The 21038-nt window shown below is 58.0% G+C and carries 16 protein-coding genes; 12 read left to right on the top strand and 4 right to left on the bottom strand.

The genetic code is table 11. The annotated features are described in order from the left end of the window. Positions 1–405: 405 nt before the first annotated feature. The 3 genes from purU (at position 406) to ACFX4T_RS06775 (ending at position 4863) form a co-directional block, all read left to right on the top strand. Positions 406–1269, top strand: a complete 864-nt coding sequence (purU, locus tag ACFX4T_RS06785; RefSeq protein ID WP_377651224.1) for a formyltetrahydrofolate deformylase — start codon at positions 406–408, stop codon at positions 1267–1269. 55 nt (positions 1270–1324) lie between these two features. Further along, positions 1325–3799 carry an FAD-dependent oxidoreductase gene (locus ACFX4T_RS06780; RefSeq protein WP_377651223.1) on the top strand — a complete coding sequence of 825 codons (2475 nt, stop codon included), beginning with the start codon at positions 1325–1327 and terminating at the stop codon, positions 3797–3799. Positions 3800–3924: 125 nt separating this feature from the next. Next, positions 3925–4863, top strand: a complete 939-nt coding sequence (locus ACFX4T_RS06775; RefSeq protein ID WP_377651345.1) for a bifunctional methylenetetrahydrofolate dehydrogenase/methenyltetrahydrofolate cyclohydrolase — start codon at positions 3925–3927, stop codon at positions 4861–4863. A gap of 620 nt (positions 4864–5483) precedes the next feature. Here the strand turns inward: ACFX4T_RS06775 and pmfR are convergent. Then, a complete protein-coding gene (pmfR, locus tag ACFX4T_RS06770; RefSeq protein WP_377651222.1) occupies positions 5484–6899 on the bottom strand; it encodes a transcciptional activator PmfR in 1416 nt (471 codons plus the stop codon). Between the two features lie 230 nt (positions 6900–7129). On the opposite strand from pmfR, the gene ACFX4T_RS06765 reads away from it, so the two are divergent. The 6 genes from ACFX4T_RS06765 to ACFX4T_RS06740 all read left to right on the top strand — a co-directional run bounded on the left by ACFX4T_RS06765 (position 7130) and on the right by ACFX4T_RS06740 (position 11842). After that, complete coding sequence (locus tag ACFX4T_RS06765) at positions 7130–8410, top strand: flavin monoamine oxidase family protein (protein ID WP_377651221.1); 1281 nt, start codon at positions 7130–7132, stop codon at positions 8408–8410. Then, positions 8407–8760 carry a cupin domain-containing protein gene (locus tag ACFX4T_RS06760; protein ID WP_377651220.1) on the top strand — a complete coding sequence of 118 codons (354 nt, stop codon included), beginning with the start codon at positions 8407–8409 and terminating at the stop codon, positions 8758–8760. Before ACFX4T_RS06765 ends, ACFX4T_RS06760 begins: the two co-directional genes overlap by 4 nt. A gap of 156 nt (positions 8761–8916) precedes the next feature. Continuing rightward, positions 8917–9072, top strand: a complete 156-nt coding sequence (locus ACFX4T_RS06755) for a hypothetical protein (RefSeq protein WP_377651219.1) — start codon at positions 8917–8919, stop codon at positions 9070–9072. A 273-nt stretch (positions 9073–9345) separates the two neighbouring features. Beyond that, entirely contained in the window at positions 9346–9840 is a 495-nt protein-coding gene (locus ACFX4T_RS06750; protein WP_377651218.1) for a MarR family winged helix-turn-helix transcriptional regulator, read from the top strand. Between the two features lie 444 nt (positions 9841–10284). Continuing rightward, positions 10285–10863: an NADPH-dependent FMN reductase gene (locus ACFX4T_RS06745; RefSeq protein ID WP_377651217.1), complete on the top strand. Its 579-nt coding sequence runs from the start codon at positions 10285–10287 to the stop codon at positions 10861–10863. A 244-nt stretch (positions 10864–11107) separates the two neighbouring features. Then, positions 11108–11842, top strand: coding sequence for a fumarylacetoacetate hydrolase family protein (locus tag ACFX4T_RS06740; RefSeq protein ID WP_377651216.1), 735 nt, complete (start codon positions 11108–11110; stop codon positions 11840–11842). A gap of 609 nt (positions 11843–12451) precedes the next feature. On the opposite strand, the gene ACFX4T_RS06735 is transcribed toward ACFX4T_RS06740, so the two are convergent. Together ACFX4T_RS06735 and ACFX4T_RS06730 are read right to left on the bottom strand one after the other, a co-directional pair. Beyond that, entirely contained in the window at positions 12452–14968 is a 2517-nt protein-coding gene (locus ACFX4T_RS06735; RefSeq protein ID WP_377651215.1) for a glycoside hydrolase family 78 protein, read from the bottom strand. Beyond that, entirely contained in the window at positions 14965–16242 is a 1278-nt protein-coding gene (locus ACFX4T_RS06730) for an MFS transporter (protein ID WP_377651214.1), read from the bottom strand. The genes ACFX4T_RS06735 and ACFX4T_RS06730 overlap by 4 nt, the downstream gene beginning before the upstream one ends. 148 nt (positions 16243–16390) lie before the next feature. Here ACFX4T_RS06730 and ACFX4T_RS06725 point away from each other — a divergent pair, with 148 nt between their 5' ends. After that, a complete protein-coding gene (locus tag ACFX4T_RS06725) occupies positions 16391–16990 on the top strand; it encodes a MarR family winged helix-turn-helix transcriptional regulator (protein WP_377651213.1) in 600 nt (199 codons plus the stop codon). A 416-nt stretch (positions 16991–17406) separates the two neighbouring features. Here ACFX4T_RS06725 and ACFX4T_RS06720 read toward each other — a convergent pair whose 3' ends face one another. After that, complete coding sequence (locus ACFX4T_RS06720; protein WP_377651212.1) at positions 17407–17556, bottom strand: hypothetical protein; 150 nt, start codon at positions 17554–17556, stop codon at positions 17407–17409. A gap of 736 nt (positions 17557–18292) precedes the next feature. On the opposite strand from ACFX4T_RS06720, the gene ACFX4T_RS06715 reads away from it, so the two are divergent. Further along, complete coding sequence (locus ACFX4T_RS06715; RefSeq protein ID WP_377651211.1) at positions 18293–19780, top strand: APC family permease; 1488 nt, start codon at positions 18293–18295, stop codon at positions 19778–19780. A gap of 305 nt (positions 19781–20085) precedes the next feature. Beyond that, positions 20086–20916 (top strand): hypothetical protein, encoded by an 831-nt coding sequence (locus tag ACFX4T_RS06710; protein WP_377651210.1) that lies wholly within the window; start codon positions 20086–20088, stop codon positions 20914–20916. Positions 20917–21038: the final 122 nt, after the last annotated feature.

Here is a 21038-nt window from a genome sequence, read left to right as displayed (position 1 = left end):
ATGGACAAGCTGAACCCGGCACTGCCTGACATCAGGCACTGCCGGGTTCACCCTAATTCCCTTGCAGTACTAGGCGGATGGTTGAAGCCTTCTGACGTATCGCCACGCCTTCAGTCTGGAACGCCTTCTCACTGTGTGCGCATGACTCAACGGCAACCTTCTGGCGGTGATACCCGGTCGATGAAACCCGTGGGGAGCTCAGGATTCAGCTACAAGGTTAGACGCGAGTATGAAAAGAAGACATGTTTTATAAATCTTGAGTATCGAATGACCCATCGTCCACACGTAATGTTGTGGCAGGACGCAGATGTGGATGTCGACGTAGACGCCCGAGGCACTTTCAAGTCCTTCCTTCCCATTGGGAAGACGTCCATTGTCACGATGTCACCCACTTAGGAGTTCCCCATGGAACACGCACAACCCCACCAAGTCGTACTCTCACTTAGTTGTGAGGACACCATCGGCATCGTTCACGCCGTCTCAGGGTTTCTGGCAGCCCACGGCTGTAACATTCTCGCCAGTCAGCAGTTCGACGACGCTCCAGAGAACCGATTCTTTATGCGGGTACAAGCAACTTGTCCTTCTGCTATATCTATTGGAGATCTGAAGAGCGCATTCCAGGCAACTGCCGCCACATATGGCATGTCGTGGACGTTGGTCGATGCCGCTTATCGGCCCCGGGTAGCACTCCTGGTCTCCAAGGCGGAGCACTGCCTCAACGATTTGCTCTTCCGCTGGCGAACCGGACAACTCAAGGTGGACTTCCCCTTCATCGCGTCCAATCACACAACGCTTCAACCGGTCGCAGAGGCCAACGGTATTCCGTTCATCCACATCCCCGTGACCCCCGAAAACAAACACGAGGCTGAGGCGAAGCTGCTTGCCCTCATAGGGGAGCATCGGGTGGATCTAACCGTCCTCGCTCGCTACATGCAAGTCCTCAGCGTCGACCTGTGCCGGGAACTCGTCGGCAAGGCCATCAACATCCACCACTCATTCCTGCCAGGATTTAAGGGCGCCAAACCCTACCATCAAGCATTTGAACGTGGAGTCAAGTTGGTGGGCGCCACAGCCCACTACGTGACGGCGGAACTGGATGAAGGACCAATCATCGAGCAGGAGGTTCTTCGTGTCGGGCACGACTTCAGCCCTGCCCAACTCGCCGTGACAGGCCAAGACGCCGAACGATTGGCTCTATCCAGGGCGGTCCAGTGGCATGCAGAACAGCGGGTTCTGCTTAACGGTCAGCGGACCGTCGTATTCAACTAACCACGTTCTAACTGTGTCCACGAGGCACCCACCTGAGCAGAAACGAGGTCCAAAAATGGACAGGCTTGTTGACCGTGCCATCAGTGCCGGAGTATTTACCGATTCATCGCGAGACTCGTTACCGTCCCGAGTCCGAACCGTTGTCGTCGGCGGAGGTATCGTCGGTGCGAGCATCGCGTACCATCTCGCCGCCGCGGGGGAGACTGACACGTTGCTGTTGGAAAGCAACGTTCTGGGCAGCGGAACTTCTTGGCATGCAGCCGGTCTGGTCACTGGCGCCCGGGGCTCAACGACCATGACAAAACTGGCAAAGTATGGTTTGGAATTCTATCGAGACCTCGAGCAAATCTCGGGTATCGATGTTTCATTTCAGCCCTCCGGATCACTGAGCATCGCCCGCACTCCCGGACGCGTCGATGAAATCCTTTACGCGAAGGACGTCGCCGAACAGCAGGGCATCCGAACCGAATGGCTCTCAGAGGAGCGTTATAAGGAGGTTTGGCCCCTGGCGAGCCACGACGGAGTTTTGGGAGCACTGCTGCTCCCTGACGATGGTCACATCAATCCCGGCCACGCGACGATAGCTTTCGCGAAGCTTGCTCACGGACTCGGAATCCAGATTCGAGAGAACGTAGTTGTTCAGGAAGTACTCTGCGAGGGGGAACGGGTAGTAGGCGTGCTGACGGACCAAGGGACTGTTCAGTGTGAACGGGTGATCCTGGCCTGCGGTCTTTGGACTCGTGATCTCGCCGCAAGAGCAGGCGTTGTAGTCCCCTTATTCGCCGCCGAGCACATCCATGTGCGGACGAATGAAATTAGTGGAGCCTCGCCGGAACTGCCCGTATATAGAGACTTGGACAATAGCTATTACATCCGACACGAAGCCGGGCGGCTTCTGGTTGGCGCGTTCGAGCCCGACGGACTTCCGCGCTCATCCGAGGAGATCTCGGGGGAAGGATTCGCCGAATTCGATCCCGACTGGGATCATTTTGCTCCGATTCGGAGAAAGGCCGAAAACGTCGTGCCTGCACTCTCGAAGGCTGGATATGACCGATTCCTGAATGCTCCCGAAAGTTTCACCCCGGACGCGAACTTTGCCGTCGGGGAGACCTCTGAGGTGGCCAACCTGTTCGTGGCCGCAGGATTCAATTCACAAGGAATCATCTTCGCCCCCGGAGTCGGCAAAGAAATGGCAGAGTGGGTTATTACGGGAACGCCCGGTTTTGACTCTTCCTCCGTTGATGTTCAGCGCTTTTCGCGTCATCAAAATAACCGGAGATACCTAAGAGCTCGTACGAAGGAAGGCCTCGGCCGGCTATACGGGATGCACTGGCCCAATCTCCAGATGGAGACAGCCCGAAACGTCCGTCGCACACCACTGCACAGCCGGCTAATGGAGCTGGGGGCCTGTTTCGGTGAGGTCAACGGCGGTGAACGGGCGAACTGGTACGGCGAACCGGGCTCGAGGCCGGTTTACGACTACAGCTACGGACGACCGGCCTGGTTCGACCGAGTCGCAGAGGAACACAAGGCAGCCCGTGAGGGAGTCGTTCTCTTTGACCTCAGCCCGTTCGCCAAGTTCGAGGTAGTCGGGCCGGATGCGCTGGAAGTGTGCCAGCGGGCAGCGACCGCCAACGTCGATGTGGAGAACGACAAGTCCGTTTACACCCTATTCCTCAATGACCGTGCTGGGATTGAACTTGACGGAACCATTACACGCCTCGCTCACGACCGTTTTCTCGTCGTTACGCCTTCATTCACCCAACAAAAAACGCACGCATACCTGAACCGAACCGCACGAGGCAAAGCAGCCTCAATCTTCGATTGCACGGCATCGCTGGCGACAATTGGTGTCATGGGACCAAAGTGCAGAGAACTCCTCAGTAGGGTTTCGCCCGAAGACTGGTCTGACGAAGCCCAGGGATATACGCATGGCCGCAGGGTCGAGATAGCCGACGGCTATGCCTACAGCTTGCGGGTCAGTTTCGTGGGGGAGTTGGGCTACGAGTTGTACCCGAGTGCTGACTTGGCCGTAAATGTCTTTGACGCGCTATGGGAAGCCGGCCAAGACCTTGGCATCAAGATGGCCGGATATCACGCCTTGGATTCGCTACGCAGCGAGAAAGGGTTCCGGCACCTGGGGCACGATATTGGCCCCATCGACGATCCCTATTCCGCGGCCCTGCGCTTTACTGTTGCACTGGACAAGCCAGGCGGCTTCGTTGGTAGGGACGCGCTGCTCAAACTCGATCCGGCAGCCCCGGCTCACCGGACGGTGTATGTCGCGCTGGACGACCCCGATCCCGTATTCGTCCACGATGAGACGGTTTACTGCAACGGAATTCCCGTTGGGCGTATGACGAGCGGAAGCTACGGACACACGCTGGGCAGGGCGGTCGGTATTGCCGCTATCGATCCAGACGCTGACCTCTCGGGCGTTTTTGAGGTTCGGTGCAAAGGCGTGACCTACGGTGCCAAGGTTTCACGGCGTCCATTCTATGATCCTCAGGGCCTACGGCTCCGGGGCTAGTGGTATTGCGGTTTGCCCATTGAGGCCCGACGGCCCAATAGGGCAAAGACTGTGTGGAGAGTTGCGGAACCCAGGATCAAGGAAAGGAATGTTGGGTGACAAACAGATTGCTGCAAGATAAAACCATCACAGAAAATGCCTGCCAGGTGTTGGATGGCAGGGCCACGGCCCGCACCATCAAGGCAGAGCTCACGCGGCGAGTGGCGGCGATCACTGCCCAAGGCGCTTCCGTTGGATTGGGAACCGTCTTGGTCGGTGACGATCCAGCCAGTCGATCCTACGTGGCGGGAAAACACCGGGACTGTGCTGAGGTGGGAATCAAGTCAGTCCGACGTGATTTGCCGTCAACGATCTCACAAGCGGAACTGGAAGCTGTTCTCGAAGAACTTAATTCGGACTCAAGCACGACTGGCTACATAGTGCAGCTCCCCCTCCCGTCTCACCTAGATCAAAATGCTGTACTCGAGAAGATTGCACCTTGGAAGGACGCCGACGGGCTCCACCCGACGAATCTTGGGAAGCTCGTCCTCAACGTCGGCGATGAACTCAGGTCTCCTCTTCCCTGCACTCCGCACGCCGTCGTGGAACTGTTGTCCCGTCACGGGATCCGGCTCAACGGATCCGAAGTTCTGGTCATCGGTCGTGGACTCACAGTCGGGCGTCCTCTTGGGCTCCTACTAACACGGCGAGACATCAACGCGACGGTGACGTTAGCCCATACAGGATCAGCCGATCTTCCCCGATTGATGAGACGCGCCGATGTAGTTGTAGCTGCGGCCGGCGTGTCAGGCATCGTCCAAGCCGATCACTTGAAACCAGGGGCGATCGTGCTGGACGTTGGTGTTTCGCGAGCAGTTGATGAAGCCGGAAGATCTATCCTCGAAGGTGACGTGGCCCTCGATGTCGGCAGGGTGGCTAGTTGGGTTGCACCCAACCCCGGTGGGGTAGGACCTATGACACGAGCGATGCTTCTCTTCAACGTAGTGCAAGCCGCTGAGCGAAATCTTCAGCAATCCACTTCAGCGCCCTCGGTCGTGGTCCCTTTATCTCCGCAGTCTTCTTGAGGTGGAGCATCCGAGCCGCACGCAGCGGCCGCTTCGAGATGGCTGACAGTGTTCCGTCGACGGCGGCTGTTGTGCGGGTATAGAGAAGGCACCGATGGGCCGGGATCATCGTCCCTTTTTAGGGATTCCGAAGTGAGCTGCATTCCGTGCTCAAGGCTGCAATCCATCACTAGGGGTGGTGCCGGGCGGTCATTTTGGCTAGTCGCCGCCTCTGGATTGACCACAATATGCCCTACCCGGCTATGACCGTCAGCGTGACGTATCATGCATGGGCATGGGTGGCGCCACAATAATGGCAATACTTTCTGTAGCCTTGTTTGATGAGCCCTCATAGGGCAAACGGGACTCGGCTTACTGTTCATGATCGCCGACTTCGTTGTCGTGAGGCCGGTTCCCACAGGGTCAAAATGGACAAAGGAAGACAATCGTCTGGGGATCTTCTCAAAGATCGCTGATTTTGCTCATGGCGTTGGATACTGGCCAGGGCCGGAGGGGTACCCATCCACGAATTAGCCGTAGCGGCAATGCGCTAACGTTTTGGGTGCCCGCTGACTCCTCCCACCATCTAGATGATGATGTGGTGGTTCACAGTCCCTAGCAAGGATTTCGTAGGTGCCCGGCTAGTGGAGCGAGGATGCCGAATAGGAGGGCCACGCTTGGTAGGCAAGCCAGTAGGCCGATAGGTCAGCCGACGATCCTACGTCCCGGCCAGTTATGTCCCTAATCCTGGCGAGCCTGTAAGACAGTGTCTGCCGGTGAATACTAAGGGCCTCGGCGGTTTCGTTCCATCGCCGATCGTTCGCGATGAAGGTAAACAGGGTCTCCCGAAGCGTGGAAGATTTGGGGTCATTATGGGCGAGGCTGCCGAGTACTTGCTCGACGATGGCCGAGGCTTCCTTTCGAGAGCGCGTAAGGAGTGAAATTGGGACGCCGGCAAAATCGTTCCACTGCTTGCTTGACCCTGCGGACGAAAGGACCTTGAACGCTTCTTCGGCCGCGTATTTGGCGTCCCGAACGTCGACATACGTAGAGGACGCTGCAGCCCGGATGCCCATCCTGTTCAATAGCTCACGAACATCGTCATGTTTGTGTTCAGGCATTAGAAGGAGAAACGAGCTTCGGCCAAAACCTGCTAGTACTGGGAGCGCGGCGATTGAAACTCCGCGGAGCGCTTTTGCCCCATCCTCCCTGGCGATCGCGACGCATTGATATCCACGTGCATTGGCGCCGGCTCCCAGAATAGTTTCGACGCCCTCGGGCAAGTGTTCGTCCAAGACCGACTCGAGCATCTCCGCGGCTCGCTCGGACCGACGACGAATAGAACGAAGTCGCTGGCTTACGGCGACGTCGATGACTTGCAAAATATGAATCAGTAGAAAGCTACTCAGTTCTTCGCCCGGGTGTTCAGAAACCCTTAGCTTCGCTTCGGTGTCGCCTGGCAAGGCGTAGAGGCGGCTAGATGTGGCCATTTCGGCTCCGGCGGGCTTGGAACCTTCCAAGATTACCAAGCCCGTTTGAATGTCGACGACGCTGAGGCCTACTTGAAACAGTGTCTGAAGGTCCTCCATCATCCGGAGCGGATCATCACGGGCGTACGTAGAGAGTTGGTACAACTTGCTGAGCTTGAGCACCTGCATGGTTTGAGTCGTGGCTGTTGCCGCTGCGATGGTCCGCCCGATTGCTGCAAAAGGTGTGGTTGAGCTAGTTAGTAAAACGGGAAATGCGCGAGCATCCGCTTCATCTATTAGGTCTTGAGTGATAGCAGGCAGGCTTGGATGGTCTCCCAGCGCAACTCCGGCCAAGCCCGCCTTATCGAGTTCAGCTATGAAGTCTCTCTGTTCCCTTCCCAGGTTCGGAACACAAAGCCCGACTGTCATGAGCAACTCATGAGGACCGAGCCACTTATGGGGATCGCTGAGTTCGCAGCTGTGTGCCCATAAGACTTGCCTGCCAAGTCCCGCCGTTCCAGCGAGGACCTTGGTTCCCAAGCTCTGCGTAGTCACAAGGTCATTGACCGTCAATACAGACTGTTCCATACGCCAATTCTATGACAGATGAACTAAAAAGAATCATTTTTCTATTATCTGTACGATACTCAGGTCGTTTGGTTGCACGTAAATTGAAGCGAACTAAACGATCATCGAAGGAGATGACTCATGGGCGCAATCAACTTGTTCACAAACGTCTTTCCCCTCCCCGTAGAAGAGCGGGGAGCCGGTTTTGTCCCTACTGAGATGCCCTTCAATTGCGCTCGGCTGGTGCGACGATGAGCCGCCTCTGCGAGGGCTCGCGTGTGGCCGTACTGGGCGCCGGCCTCGCCGGCTTGGCGGCCGCTACGCAACTGAAGTCGGATGGCTTCGACGTGACCGTGTTCGAAGCGCGCAACCGCGCGGGGGGACGGGTCTGGTCGGAGGCCGTCACGTCAGCTGCGCGAGACGAACCATGCATCATTGAACGCGGGGCAGAGTTTGTGCTCAATGGCTACACTACGATGCGGCGTCTCATGGATCTGACCGGTCTTTCCCTCGTGGATACGGAAATGAGCTACTACGTTCGCCAACTCTCCGACACCCCTGACATAACCACTGACGATATCGTCGGTGCCGGACGGACAGCAGCTGAGATTGCACGTACTTTCGACCATCCACCATCAGCTGAAGCGGTACTGCGGCGGCTTGATGTAGACGGGCGATTGGTCGACGCCCTGAGGGGTCGAATCGAGATCTCCACGGCAGTGGCTGCGGACCAAGTCAGCGCTAAGACACTGGAACACATTGCCTCGTTCGAACCCCTTCCCAGTTGGCGGGTAGGTGGCGGAAACCAGCGCCTTCCCGTTGCCTTGGCAAATCGCCTTGGAAACGCGGTGCGTTATAAAGAGCGGGTGCGAGCCGTCCGCGAAATGAGCGATGGCCTCGCAGTGGATTCCACCGGACAAAGCGAGATCTTCGACGCCGTTATAGTAGCCCTACCCTTGGCAATGATTCGAGAATCATCCAATGTTTCACTGCCCTTGCCCGACTGGAAGTGGACAGCTCTGGAACGGGTACTCCAAGGGGATGCCGCGAAACTCCATCTGCCCCTCCTGTCGGTACCATCGAGCAGCGCCGTCATGTCTACAAACGACCGGTTTTGGACATGGACGGCAGCTGATGACTCGGGCGCCATAACACCTGTACTCAATTCCTTCATGGGCTCACCTGCCGCGTTGGACAGAGGTTCAGGAGAGCACGGTGACTTTGAAGCATGGATTGCACGCGCCCGGAGTATCCGACCGGACCTGCAATTCAGTGATGATGCCGCCGTCACAACAATATGGAGAAACGACCCCCTGGCACGCGGCGCGTATTCGGCATTCGCCCCAGGAGGAGGAACGAAGGACGCCGATGTACTGGAGATGCCAGTGGGCAATATCTTTTTCGCGGGGGAGTACGCCGACCCAGATTTCACCGGGCTCATGGAGGGGGCTCTGCGCAGCGGAGAGAGAGCAGCAGACCGGCTTCGGCGGGCCGCGCGGAACATCGCCCACGAGGTAAGGAGTGCGCCATGAGTGCCGTAACAACAACAGTGATTGGCTCCGCACGGTGGCCCCACCCAGAGCCCATCAGCCCGGAGCGGGTCATTTCTGGACAGCCAATGGCAAGCACTCTGGTGCTGGATGACGAGGGTTCTTCACAGTCGGGGCTTTGGAAAGTTGAGCCCGGGGAGTTCACAACGAAGCTCATAGGTTATAAAGAGTTCATCCACGTTATCAGTGGACAAGCGAAACTAGTCCACGACAGCGGGGAGGTTTATAGTCTCGGGCCTGGGGTCGTATTGGCACTGCCCGAGGGTTGGTCTGGACGATGGCTCATCGAGACAACGCTTGTGAAGTCATACACAATTGTGCGTTCAACGTAACACGTCGGGGACGCATATTAGCAAGTCAAGAATTTGTCCAAAGAAACCACAGCGCATACCCGCTGTCGAAGACGCAGCCGGAAAGCCAAACACCCGCCGGCGTCCAACCGGTCAGATGGAGCCGACAGCGGCAAAGGTGACAGGGAAGGAAACATAATGAGGGCCTACTTCGCCGCAACGCTGTTTTTGGTAACAGCAGGCGCCCTCTTCGTAGTAACGGCGACGAATACACTCATTTTCGCTGTTGGGCTGGCACTGATAACCATCGGGGCCGGTGGATTCTCTGCCGGGCTAGTGACGCGTGGACTTTAATGGCTTCCATGAAGTGTTGCTCCGCTCCAGGTCCCACCGGGAGTGAGGTAAAAGCCCAGCGCTTACAAGACTCCCTCGCCAAGGCCCCCTGACCGCCGGGACCACCCGCTCTCGCAACGGCGTGTGGTCCCGGCCATTCAAGGGTGGGATAGAAAGTATCGCTTTCGTTTGGGGGCCGCCATCAACCGGCTGTGGGGTGATACGCAGGTAGACCTTCGCGGAGCGCTTTGACCCTCCGGTACGGTGACAAGGGGATTCTTCATGAGGAGGAAGATGGAACGCGAAACCATTCCCGAACAATTGACTAACGCGCGCCCGGACCTCGACATAAGTCCAGTGAGCATCATCAGCCGGCTTATCAGGGGTAGCCGCTTGGCATCCATAGATTTGCAAAAAAACCTGAGCCCTTATGATCTGGAAGTATGGGAGTTTGACGTTTTGGCAAGGCTCCGGACATCGGGGCCAGAAGCACGGCTTTCACCCGGGAGGCTGGCCACTCTGTGCATGATCAGCGCTTCGGCCATGACAAACCGGCTAGACCGTCTTGTTGCTCGTTCGTTGGTTCAACGGAAGTCTGATCCCCAGAGCCGCCGACAGCTGCTAATTAGCCTTACGGATGACGGAGTCGCCTTGGTGGATACCCTAGCCGAGCACCATGCGGCGAACCAGGAGAACATGCTTCAAGGTTTGACCTCGGCTGAGCGGATAGAACTGGCCAATCTTTTGGACAAGTTCCTGGCGACGAACAACAAGGGTCTATGCGACTGATTGCCCACCCTCTGCTTTTGCCTTAAGCGGCCTCATCTTGACAGATACTCGCTGTCAGAGGCGCGAATCCAGCTATTCCTCGCATACGAGGGGGCGCGTTCTCACGCCTGGAGCCCAAAGTGGGCAAGCAGCCGCTCTTGGGCGAACACAGCGGAGGGTGCTCCATCCTTCGTCTGTCCCCGGGGGCGTTGCACCGTCTTTTTGAGACTCACCGATTATGCTCCGGCGTGCCGCTCGATGATCAGCCCGCGCCGCACATCTTTAGTACTTTCGTACAAGTACCTATCGTCGGTTGTGCAAGTATCCAGTTCAGCCGGCAGCGAGGTTGTCGTTAGTGTGTGGCATATCCAAAGTTTGGGTTCAGGTGCAACCGTAGCTGGCCCCTGGGTCGTCGTCCCTTGCAACGCGGGGGGCTTGGACACCGCCAAAAACGAGGGAGTCAAAATGACCAGGATTGCTATAGTCACAGGTAGCACCCGACCTGGCCGCATCAATGACCAGGTCGCGCAGTGGGTTTTGGAGCAGACAAAGCCACGGGCCGAAGCTGATTTCGAAGTTGTAGATATTGCTGACTTTCGACTCCCCCTTCTAGACGAACCCTATCCGGCTGCCCAGCAGAAGTACCAGAACAACCACACCAAGCTCTTTTCCGAGAAGATTGCGCAGTTCGACGGCTATATATTCATCGTTGCCGAGTACAACCATTCCGTGACGGGCGCCCTCAAGAATGCTCTGGACTATCTAAACGTTGAGTTCAACAACAAGGCAGCCGGCTTTGTTTCTTACGGCTCAAAGGGCGGCGCCCGAGCCGTTGAGCACCTACGTGTCATCGCATCCGAACTACAACTCGCGCATGTCCGAAACCAAGTAATGTTCTCGATTTTCTCGGACGTTGAGAATTTTGAGACATTCAATCCTGCCGGACAGTCGGCCTCAGATCTCGGCGCAATGCTGGATCAGCTAATTCCTTGGACACGGGCAATGGAGTATGTCCGCAATGAAGTGCTGGTTTCTGTAACGTAGTTCATCTCAAGCGCCCCTTGTGGCAGATGAATCTGACGGAAGTTAACCCTGATATGGAAGGCCTTGGGAAGGGAGCCTCTTCGGAAGGCGGCCATTCTGTACGCTAGCCACATAGGCGTACTCCCCAACAGGCTTGATTTTCGGACTCCCACTAATCGTATTGTTGAGCTGCGGCCCTCGATACCATTTCGATATTTCCACGTAGACCTAGCATGCTGGGTGAAGAACGATGAATTGAGTAATAATGCGCCTAGGACGGATACTTACCGCGGGAGGGCCTCAATACGTAGTCTTACAAGACGGCGTCTGGCGCCACATAGAAGATCCGTTTGCAAGAGTCCTGTCGTATACGGGGCAGACTACCCCGGCGCAAGGAGCCAAGTTGCTCGCGCCGGTGGCCCCTACTGTCATTGTCGGCGTGGGCCACAACGAGAGTAAGGGCCACCATTTGCCCATCCAAGCCTGGCACAAGTCCGTGCGGACTCTAGCAAATCCGGATGATGAGATTCAAATGACCCGAGGCGTTGGAGTAGTCAACGTAGAGGGAGAGCTTGCGGTTGTGATTGGCAAACGTGCGACGCAGCTCACGTCCGAAAACGTCAGGGAGCATGTTCTGGGCTATACCATCGCAAATGATGTTACAAACGCTGACCGAGCAATGACAGATGAACGACTCTTCCAAGCCAAAAGTGGGGAAAATTACACACCCTTGGGACCTTGGATCGAAACGGAGGTCGGCGACCCCGAAAACCTCAGTATGACGGTTACCCTAAATCAACAGGTCCAGGCCCGCTCCGGAACCCATAATCTGCCCTCGAGCGTGCTCGCCTGTCTGACGTATGTCACTCGATGGGTCTCCCTCGATGCCGGTGATATCGTGATGACCGGCGCGCCGGGAACCGTCCTTGCCGTCAGCCCCGGGGACCATGTAGACATCAGTATCAGTGGAATAGGAACCTTGACCAATTCGGTGATCTAGAGCTTTCGATCCGAAGTAAAAGGAACACTATCCATGGTGTGGCCCCTGGGAGTTGGACGCTCGCACTGGCGTGGTCGCCGCGGAATTCGGCGATCGAACCGGCAGCTCAGGAAGCTGCAACGGGTCCGGGCAACGCTGCGACGGCTCTTTGCCCGATAGCTCAAACGAGACTTGGGGCCGACGCCCACGGGTGCCGTGCAGAGACATGCCTTTGAGGCTTCTACATCGCGGCCCCATCTTCCTTACGGCTAGACCCCGGCATCCTACCGCAGCCTGCCTTGCGGTGGTTATGCTCAGACATGAAGGGCCCTTGACTCGCCATGGTATGCCGAGGCCTGAACCATTGGCCCCACGAAGCTTACATCCCCAACACCTGCGTCCATTCTGGACGCGGCTGCGACCATAGCTTAGGCATGCACCATATGAGGATTCGCCGGACACCAGCTCCGTGTTGCAATGATCGGCGTGAATAGTCCTGGCGAACGGTTGGCTGGCGGAACCGGAGACGAGCGGGGCCTTCTCTTCGAAGGTCAGCTCCGCGACGGGTGGGTACATGGAAACTCCTTCTTGCAGACCTCGGAGTGAGGCCTGTTGGTGGGCATCAATGTTTCAGATCCTTGCAGTTGCAAGGGCGTTCTTGAGGTCGTTCTCAAGTTCGGTCGATACGCCCGGCACGTGCTCCAGAACTACATTCAGCGACATTGCTGCGGCTTCGGGGGCGGCTGCATCGAGCGGGAGGCCGGGGAAGTAGCGGTGCAGTATGCTCATGACCGTCTCCCATGTGGCCTCGTTTCTCGCCAGATCCCTGATGGGCGAGTCCATGGTCACCTCACTGGCCACACCGTAGTCGACGGGCCCGGGGTACCGCCAACTGTGGCGGCCCTCGCCAACGGTGAGTTCTCCTTCCTGGGGATGGAAGGGGAGCACAACGTCCGCTAGTGTGCCGTGGGGAATAGTGGCCTCGACGCTGATTTCGCCGCCATGGATTTTCCAGGAGACTTCGATCCGCCCACGGACGGTGTCGTGTGAAGTGCAGGCCCAGTTGAGTCCTCCCCCGGGTTGCGGTGCGATGCGGATCCGCTTGTATCCGGGCTCGGTGCGTTGTAGCCCGCCAACGACCCGGTGCAGCCAGTCGGCGACGGCACCGAGTGCGTAGTGGTTCAGGGAGGTCATTCCGGTGGCGTTGATGGTGCCGTCGGGGAGGACGGAGTCCCATCGTTCCCAGATGGTGGTGGCCCCCATCGTTACCGGATAAAGGAAGGAAGGACATTCTTCTTCGAGGAGGAGCCGATAGGCGGTGTCGGTGTGACCGGTGCTGCTGAGTGCGTCGGTAACTAGTGGTGTTCCGGCGAACCCGGTTGAAATCCGGTATCCACGTTGTGCGACGATTTCCGCGAGCCGGTCGCCGGCCTTGTGCAGTTGCTCATGATCGAGGATGTCAAGGGTGATGGCCAGAGCGTAGGATGTCGCCGTCTCGGTGACCAGACGGCCCGCGGAGGTGACATATTCGTGACGGAACGCCTGGAGTACACGCCCCGCGAGGGCATCGAACTCTGCGGCGTCCTGGTCATGGCCGAGCAGTTTCGCAGTGGCTGCCATTTCGCGGGTCGATTTGCACAGGAACGCCGAAGCGACCAGATGGCGGTCGGTCTTCGCTGCGGCAGGGTTGCTTGCTGGCGCGTCTGGGTCCAGCCAATCGCCGAACTGGAACCCTGAGCTCCACAACCCTGCATCGTCAAGCAACGCGGCGACTTGCCTGATGAAATTGGTCATCGATGAGTAACTTCTGCGGAGGATGTCGGGGTCGCCGTATTCCTGGTAGAGCGTCCACGGGAGGCTGACGGCCACGTCACTCCACAAAGCGGTAGGTGTGGAGGGCTGAGACAGTGCGTCCGGGACCACCCAGGGGACGAAGCCTTTTTCTGTTTGTTCCGCGGCAAGGTCCTGGAGCCAGGAACCGAGGACGCCGCGGACGTCGTAGAGGTAGGCGGCGGTGGGGGCGAACGCGTTGATGTCACCTGTCCAGCCGAGCCGTTCGTCGCGTTGTGGACAGTCAGTGGGCACGCCAACGAAGTTGTCCCGCATCGACCAGATGACGTTGGAGTGCAATTGGTTCACGAGAGGGTTTGAGGTTTCAAACCAGCCAGTGCGGTCCATATCGCTGTGGACGACGACGGCGCTAATCGAGTCAGCGGCGAGCTGGCCGGGCCATCCGTCGATTTGGGCGTAACGGAAGCCATGGAACGTGAAGCGGGGCTCCCACGTCTCGGCTGTACCGCCACGCAGGATGTACCGGTCGGTCGCTTCGGCGGTGCGGTTAGTTTCGGTTTCCAGCTCTCCTCCGGGGGTTAGGATCTCCGCATGGCGGATCGTGATTTCACGCCCTGCCTCTCCAGTGACGGTAAGACGCACCCATCCGGAGATGTTCTGGCCGAAGTCAGCAATGACCTCGCCGGAGGGACTGGTTTGGACCGAGACGGGGGTGAGTTCTTCGATCCGGCGGATCGGCGGAGCGGTCGGTGGCTGAAGGGTGTTCAGGTCCCAGTCAAGACGAAGGGCGGAGGCCCACCCGTTGTCATCGAAACCGGGTTCACTCCACCCGGCCGGCTCACGCCGCGCGTCATAGGTCTCGCCGTCGTAGATGCTGTTCGCCAGTACTGCTCCCGTGCCGACGTGGAAGGTCTCGTCGGTGCCGATGACCACGGTGTGGTCACCGTAGTCCAGCTCAAGTTGAAGGAACAGTGCTGGCTGCTCGGCGTAAAGTTGGCGTTGCCATTCCCACCCGAGCCGGCCGACAGCCCAGCCCTCGCCCACGATCGCACCAACTGCGTTACGCCCAGGGTGAATATCGCGGGTGACGTCGATGGTTGTGACGATCACGCGATGGCGGTAGGAGGTCCACCCGGGGGAGAGCACTTCGTCTCCCACCCTGGAGCCGTTGACGTAGGGCTCAACGATGCCAAGGGCGGTCACCGAAAGCGTCGCTCGGACCAACCCTTCTTCGGCCACGAACTCTCGACGAAAATATGGTGCCTGATTGGACAGGGTGACAGGCGCTGAAATGAAGGAACCGCCCCGAGTGGTGAATTGCGATGCGGGCGTCTCTGTCAATGCGGTGGTGCTCATGCGATGGAGACCGTGTCTTTCTCTGCTTCAGTGTCGAATTCATCGTGACGGTCGCGGGTTAGGAACACCTTCCACGCGGTTCCACAGCCGAGGGCGATGACGATGGCCAGGAAGAGGTAGAAGATGTTCGGGCTGAGGGCGACCACGAGAGGAGTCACGGTGGCCAGCGCCGCGGCGAAGAGTCGTGCGACTGCGATGATGGTGCCTTGGGCGGTGGTGCGCAGCAGGGTGGGGAATTGTTCCTGGGTCCAGACCTTCATGATTCCCTCGGAAGCGAAGGAACTGCCCACGAGCCCAATGAGCCCGGCGATGATCGCGGTCATCAGGCTTATGCCGAAGACGACGTAAACCAACTGGGAGACAACCCAGCAAATTGCACCGATCTTGAAGTAGGTGAATCGCTTCGAGGAATCAGCGACCTTCATGAACCAGAGCGCACCGACGATGCCCAGAGGAATGAAGGGCAGGCCGATCAGGGTCGCTGTTTGCAGGTCTACGCCGCCGGCGTTGACCAGCAGGTAGGAGCCGAATTGGCCGCCGGTGTTCGCGGCCAGGTTGGTGAGGGCATAGAAGCCAAGCAGTGCTAGGAACGGGGTGCGGTATGAGCCGCGCAGCAGGTCCTTGACTGAAGCACGGTCTGCACGGACGGTCTTGATCCCTCGGCGGCGCTCATCGCGGGCGGTCAGCCAGGTGGTGGACTCGGGAATGGTTAAGCGGCCGAACAGGACCAGGACAGCTACTCCGGCGATGTGGAAGAAGAGGATCTGCGCGCCCAATTGCCCCAGGCTGGCGACTCCTGCGCTCAGGAATGAACATGCGATGATGCCCGCTGCCCACAACAAGTGGGAAAATCCGATGAGCTTTCCGCGGTTTTCATCCGATGCGGCCTCGGAGATCGTAGACAACGAGACGGGCAGGTCCGCTCCGCTGCCCAGACCCAGCAGCAGGGCCGCGATCATGATCATTGGGAAGGAACCAGCGAACGCCAAACCCAGCGCAGACCCAATGATGAGGACCATCGTGAGAGTGAAGACCGGTCTGCGTCCGAAGCGGTCACCCATTCGTCCGCCGATGATGGCACCGAAAGCAATGCCGAGCGTGAGACCGCCGGATGCCAGTCCGATCTCGCCGGGGGTCAAGCCTAGGACTGCTTGGTAGAGAACCATGGCGGTTCCGAAACTGACGATCGCAGCGGCGTCGATGTACGAGGCCATTCCCGAGACAACCGCTGTCCACCAAGGGCGGGTAGTGCGACCCGAAGTGAGATGAGACACGAGCTTCTCCTTTGAAGATGAGGGATCCGAAGACCGATATGTGCCGCGGGATTGAAACGAATCATTTTTGCGACTCATGTCACTGTAGATGATGATTGTCTTGAAGACAATCATTTTCTTTCAACTTCCCTGTGTGCATAATGAGTTCATGGCTAGAAGACCGCAAGAGAGCGTGGATCTACGGGACGTTGAGGCTAGTTCGGCGCCCCTTTTGAACGGCAAGGGTGTCGATTTCTCGGTCGCTTTGCAGGCGCTTGTCACCGCTATGAATTCCACCGCGGTCCGTGAGGGCATCATGGTACAAAGCGGATTCCCCTTGCCCGAGGATATGCCGGCGTTCTTGTTGCTGAACCAGCTGATCTACCGTTCGACCGCACGTCCGACGGACATGGCAGACGCCATTGGGACGGGCAGGTCGAACGTCAGCAAAATAGTTAGGCGGCTTGAGGTAGCCGGGCTGGTTGGACGCATGCCGGACCCCGAGGACGGCAGGCAAAGCGTGGTGGGGCTTACCCCCGCTGGTCGGGAAGTCGCCAAGCGCATTGTCGATGTTTCAAGCAGCGCCTATGAAGCAATCTTCCAGGACTGGAGCGACACCGACTTCGAACAACTTCAAGCCCTCGTCGTCCGACTCGTGGCAAGCATCGATGACCGACTCGACCACGCCATCGAACGCACGTCAGGGGTCAAGATCCCCAGGCCGACCGGCCCCTTTGCCGAGCACCACGTGATGGCTCCTCTCGGCTGAAGGCGGCAGGACAATTCGCCAGTCGACGGACCTGCCTTAGCGTCGCGACATGCCGGAGGCGTACGCCTTCTGCGGCTGGTAGGCGGCAGGTCCGCAGCCAACGAAGACGGATCCGAGGCCTGGATCGATGCAAGCCCATAGCGAAGCATAGTGTTTGTACAGAAGCTCGCTTACGGGCTCCTTGAGCCGAATCAAGGCCAAGTGCATGAATCTACGCCACAACCACGCTGGGATGGAGCGCGGTAGAACATGAGCAATACTTGGCTAAAGTATCGATTTGGGGTAGTGGCTACTTGAAGCCGCAAACGACCCAGGAGCAAGGATCGGTCTCGACCTTAGTCACGACTTTTTGGACCCCGCCGGCGCTGGACCGGCTCGGCCGTCCCTTTCCGGCAAGAGAGTCTTCATCCGGCCCCTCAGGCACCGGGCTGCTGCGCAGCGGCGATGTCTTCCCGCTGCAACTCCCTGATCCGGGAGCGTTCGAATTCGACGAATTCGCCCATAACGGACAGCATGCGGAGCGCGACGTGGAGTCCTCGCCTTGGAGACCAAGTACTCTCAGACAAACTCGACTCGTACGTCTTTGCGTGGGGCGCTGGACCAGGGCACACGGGTCGTCCAGGTTGAGGGCGGGACGGTCCATGCTGTGCACGACCACGGTGTCCCTTCCGATGCTTTGTCGGTACAGGCTTGGTCACGAATCTGACCGTCGAGTTGGCGTTTCTCGTTCTGGTCCAGGGTGTTGACCCATAGTGGCCGGTGCGCTGTCCGCTCACCCCGGCCTTCAACCTTCCGCCCGTGAGGTTGAGTTCTCGGCTTGTCGTATAAGGGAGTCAAGATCTGCCGCAGTCGTTGTCGGGTAGCGGTGCACTTCACCTAAACATCTGCTATGCGGGTGGGGTTCTCGGGACAGGACTAGATGCCGTTTGTCCCTTGCGGCGCGGTCCATTTGATGGCTGCCTCTGTCTCAGTATGCGGGGTGGGGCGACTCTATTGCATGGGTCGAGCCTGGAGGTTGTTGAATCAGCGACGCGGTTACTGAGAGAGTTCCGACACCCCAGCGCAGCATCTGCGCATGATAGCACGGCCATCCTACTTCCGGCTTCAAACTTGGGTACAAATTCCGGATTCAAAACGTATATAAGTCAGATTGTCGTCGACGGAGTCGCCCACTTAGATGGAACCTGCGAGTGACGTTCACAACAGACTAAGACTGGCCTCAGCGTCGAGGCATCCGCAGGAATGGTGGCCGCACAGCAGCTCTACCGGCTCGCCCCAAACCAAAAACCAGGAGCATTCCCCATGTCCGAAATAAATATACAGAAGCCTGAGATCGGCGTGGACCTTCCGCCAAATAAGGATTCCCAACTAAAAGGAAGTATCGGCTTTGTAAACCTCATCTTCACCGTCTTGGCCTACAACGGCCCGATGGTGAACTTCATCGGGTTCCTGCCCGTTGCCATCCTCCTGGGCAACGGAATCGGCACGCCGGTGATGTTGCTCGTTTGCGGCGTTGTCGCTGCGCTCTTCGCCGCCGGCCTGGTCGCCATGGGGCTTCGCCTACCGAGACCAGGTGGTTACTACTCTTATGTTTCCGCCGGATTGGGAAAGATCGCTGGGCTCGGTACAGGATTTGCAGCCATCGTCTGCTACTTCGCAGCCAATATTGCCGGGTATGTCCTCGGTGGGATAGCCGCGGAGAACCTTGTACACGGTGCCCTCAATGGTCCGGACCTCCCATGGTGGCTGTACGGCAGCGTCATGTTTATCATCGTCTCGATACTTGGATATCTGAACATCCATTTTTCGGCGAAGATCCTGACAGTCTTCCTCGCGTTCGAGTTGCTTCTTATGGTGATCTATAACGTCTCCGTCATAGCGCAGGGAGGCGCAGAGGGTCTGGGTCTCGACAGCTTCAAACCTGAGAACATTTTCAGCGGTGACATCGGCATCGCCTTCATGTTCGGAATTGGCATTTACGGTGGCTTCGAGGCGACCGTCATCTTCCGGGACGAGGTTAAGCGCCCTGAAAAGACGATTCCGCGCGCGACGTTCGCGGTGGTCGGAATCCTGGCCGTCCTCTACGCGCTCACGGCGTGGGTTTTCATTAACGCCTATGGGCCGAGCGCTATTATGGGCGTCCTCACCGACAACGTCGTGGAGGCGTCCGGCGCAAGCGTTCAGCACTTTACCGGCACCGCCGCCTACTATGCGGCTACTTCACTCCTGATTACAAGCTGCTTCGCCCTTTCTCTGGCAAGCCACAACATCGTCGCCCGCTACCTGTTCAATTTGGGTGCTGACGGAGCGCTGTTCAAGTCGTTGGCGCGTGTGCACCACCGGCATGGCTCACCGCACCGGGCTTCCGTCGTGCTCAGCATAATGGCAGTCGTCGGGATCGCCCTTTTCAGTGGAACCGACGGCGGGACGGCGTACGCACGTTTGGCAGGCATCTACTCGTTCGGGTTCGCAATCCTGATTGCATTCGCTGCCCTTGCCATTAGTGTCTTCCTTTTCCGAGACAAGAAAGGCCGCAAGGCGGTGTGGCCGGCCATTGGAAGCGGTGTCGCGTTCGTATTTTTCGCCACAGCGCTAGTTCTCTCCGTACTCAACTTCGGATTGCTCACCAGTACCGAAGGCTGGCTCACCTGGGCACTGCTGGCCTTGATTCTTGTTATCGTCGCTACCGGAATGGTGATGGCCGCGGTCTACCGCAGCCGTCGACCTGAGGTGTATGCCAGAATCGGCCGAGAGGACGCCGGCGACCTGGTTCCTGCTTCGGAAAGTTAATCGCTCTGTCTAAGCTGGGCGCCGGAAGCGGACGAAACATCCCCTGGATGCGTCTGACTTGTTCGCGGCTCATCCAGGCACTTGAGGGCCGCCGGTGACCCCACTGCAGAGTGGTCTGACTGACGGCCGTGCGCTGGATCCTTGTGACTAATCGTCATAGGTCGCAGTCGTAGTTAGTCAATCACCGGACTCTTAGACCACGTGCATCATTTGCGCGTGGTCTAAGAGTCTCGACCGCGGTTATGCGGCTTTGAAGAACATCCCATCCCGACAGCGTTACGGGATACATCCAGAAGGAGCCTCACATGCACCTCTCCAAGTTCGTCGCCAGGGAAAGTTTCGCCGTCCGCATTGGAGAGGAGGGTTGCCGCACCTCCGGAACGCTAGACGACCTGTTCCCCGACTGGGGCGTGACAGAGCGGCTTGGCATCGTCTTGAGCAAACCGTATGGGGCAATTGAGGCGAGCCTGGCGTTGCTTGCCATGACGCCGTTGTTCTATGGATTGGTTCCTGAGCGTGCGACGGCCAAGCCGCAGTATCCGCCGATCTTTCTATTTCACGTCGGCCAGATGCACGGCAGCCACATCATGCTTGACGTGGTTCCCCATCGCTACGAGGTGCTTGTCGAGAATGACCCCTACTCTGTACTCGCCGCCGTAAAGGACTATGGGATCACGCGGTTGATGGTCCCCGACGAACACACAGAACGTGATCTCTCCTATGTAGAGCGGGCTCCGCTGGGCTGGACGGATCTCCGTTACCTTAGGGAAAACTTGCGCTCGGTCTATGCCTATGGCCAGGAGAACGGCCTTGCTCACTCCTCGACTATTGAGATCACCTCGACCGATCCGCGTTTGGAGGAATCCGTGATCCAAGTTCTCAAGCCCGAGGAAAGCATAAAGGTCTTCACTGATGCGACCGAGGAATCATTAGCTGAGAAGATGATCGGAGAGACCAGCTTGGAAGACCTCGAAACCCTCACGCCCATCCTAGTGGAGCGGATGAATGAGGTCCGAGTCGAAGAAAGGGCGCGGTTGCTCGCCTATCGGGCAAAGCGTCGAAATCCAAAGGGCAACACTACACAGGCTTATCGGGAACTGAGCGTTGACGGCGGTCTAAGCCGACTGGTGCCATAGCTTGCCAGCGGAGCCGATGACGTGGCCTGCCTACTATTGATTCCACTCTAGGCGAATCTTCCATTCTGAATACCGCAAGCGACAGCCAGGAGCAGCGGGAACGATTTTGAACTGGAATTTCT

This window comes from Paenarthrobacter sp. YIM B13468, from assembly GCF_042788025.1.
Lineage (GTDB): Bacteria > Actinomycetota > Actinomycetes > Actinomycetales > Micrococcaceae > Arthrobacter > Arthrobacter aromaticivorans.
This window is presented reverse-complemented; position numbering and strand designations above follow the sequence as displayed.

Excerpts from the sequence above, each read along its gene's own strand:
- purU (WP_377651224.1), top strand. The coding sequence starts at position 406 with ATGGAACACGCACAACCCCACCAAGTCGTACTCTCACTTAGTTGTGAG.
- ACFX4T_RS06780 (WP_377651223.1), top strand. The coding sequence starts at position 1,325 with ATGGACAGGCTTGTTGACCGTGCCATCAGTGCCGGAGTATTTACCGAT.
- pmfR (WP_377651222.1), bottom strand. The coding sequence starts at position 6,899 with ATGGAACAGTCTGTATTGACGGTCAATGACCTTGTGACTACGCAGAGC.
- ACFX4T_RS06765 (WP_377651221.1), top strand. The coding sequence starts at position 7,130 with ATGAGCCGCCTCTGCGAGGGCTCGCGTGTGGCCGTACTGGGCGCCGGC.
- ACFX4T_RS06760 (WP_377651220.1), top strand. The coding sequence starts at position 8,407 with ATGAGTGCCGTAACAACAACAGTGATTGGCTCCGCACGGTGGCCCCAC.
- ACFX4T_RS06755 (WP_377651219.1), top strand. The coding sequence starts at position 8,917 with ATGAGGGCCTACTTCGCCGCAACGCTGTTTTTGGTAACAGCAGGCGCC.
- ACFX4T_RS06750 (WP_377651218.1), top strand. The coding sequence starts at position 9,346 with ATGGAACGCGAAACCATTCCCGAACAATTGACTAACGCGCGCCCGGAC.
- ACFX4T_RS06745 (WP_377651217.1), top strand. The coding sequence starts at position 10,285 with ATGACCAGGATTGCTATAGTCACAGGTAGCACCCGACCTGGCCGCATC.
- ACFX4T_RS06740 (WP_377651216.1), top strand. The coding sequence starts at position 11,108 with ATGCGCCTAGGACGGATACTTACCGCGGGAGGGCCTCAATACGTAGTC.
- ACFX4T_RS06735 (WP_377651215.1), bottom strand. The coding sequence starts at position 14,968 with ATGAGCACCACCGCATTGACAGAGACGCCCGCATCGCAATTCACCACT.
- ACFX4T_RS06725 (WP_377651213.1), top strand. The coding sequence starts at position 16,391 with ATGGCTAGAAGACCGCAAGAGAGCGTGGATCTACGGGACGTTGAGGCT.
- ACFX4T_RS06715 (WP_377651211.1), top strand. The coding sequence starts at position 18,293 with ATGTCCGAAATAAATATACAGAAGCCTGAGATCGGCGTGGACCTTCCG.
- ACFX4T_RS06710 (WP_377651210.1), top strand. The coding sequence starts at position 20,086 with ATGCACCTCTCCAAGTTCGTCGCCAGGGAAAGTTTCGCCGTCCGCATT.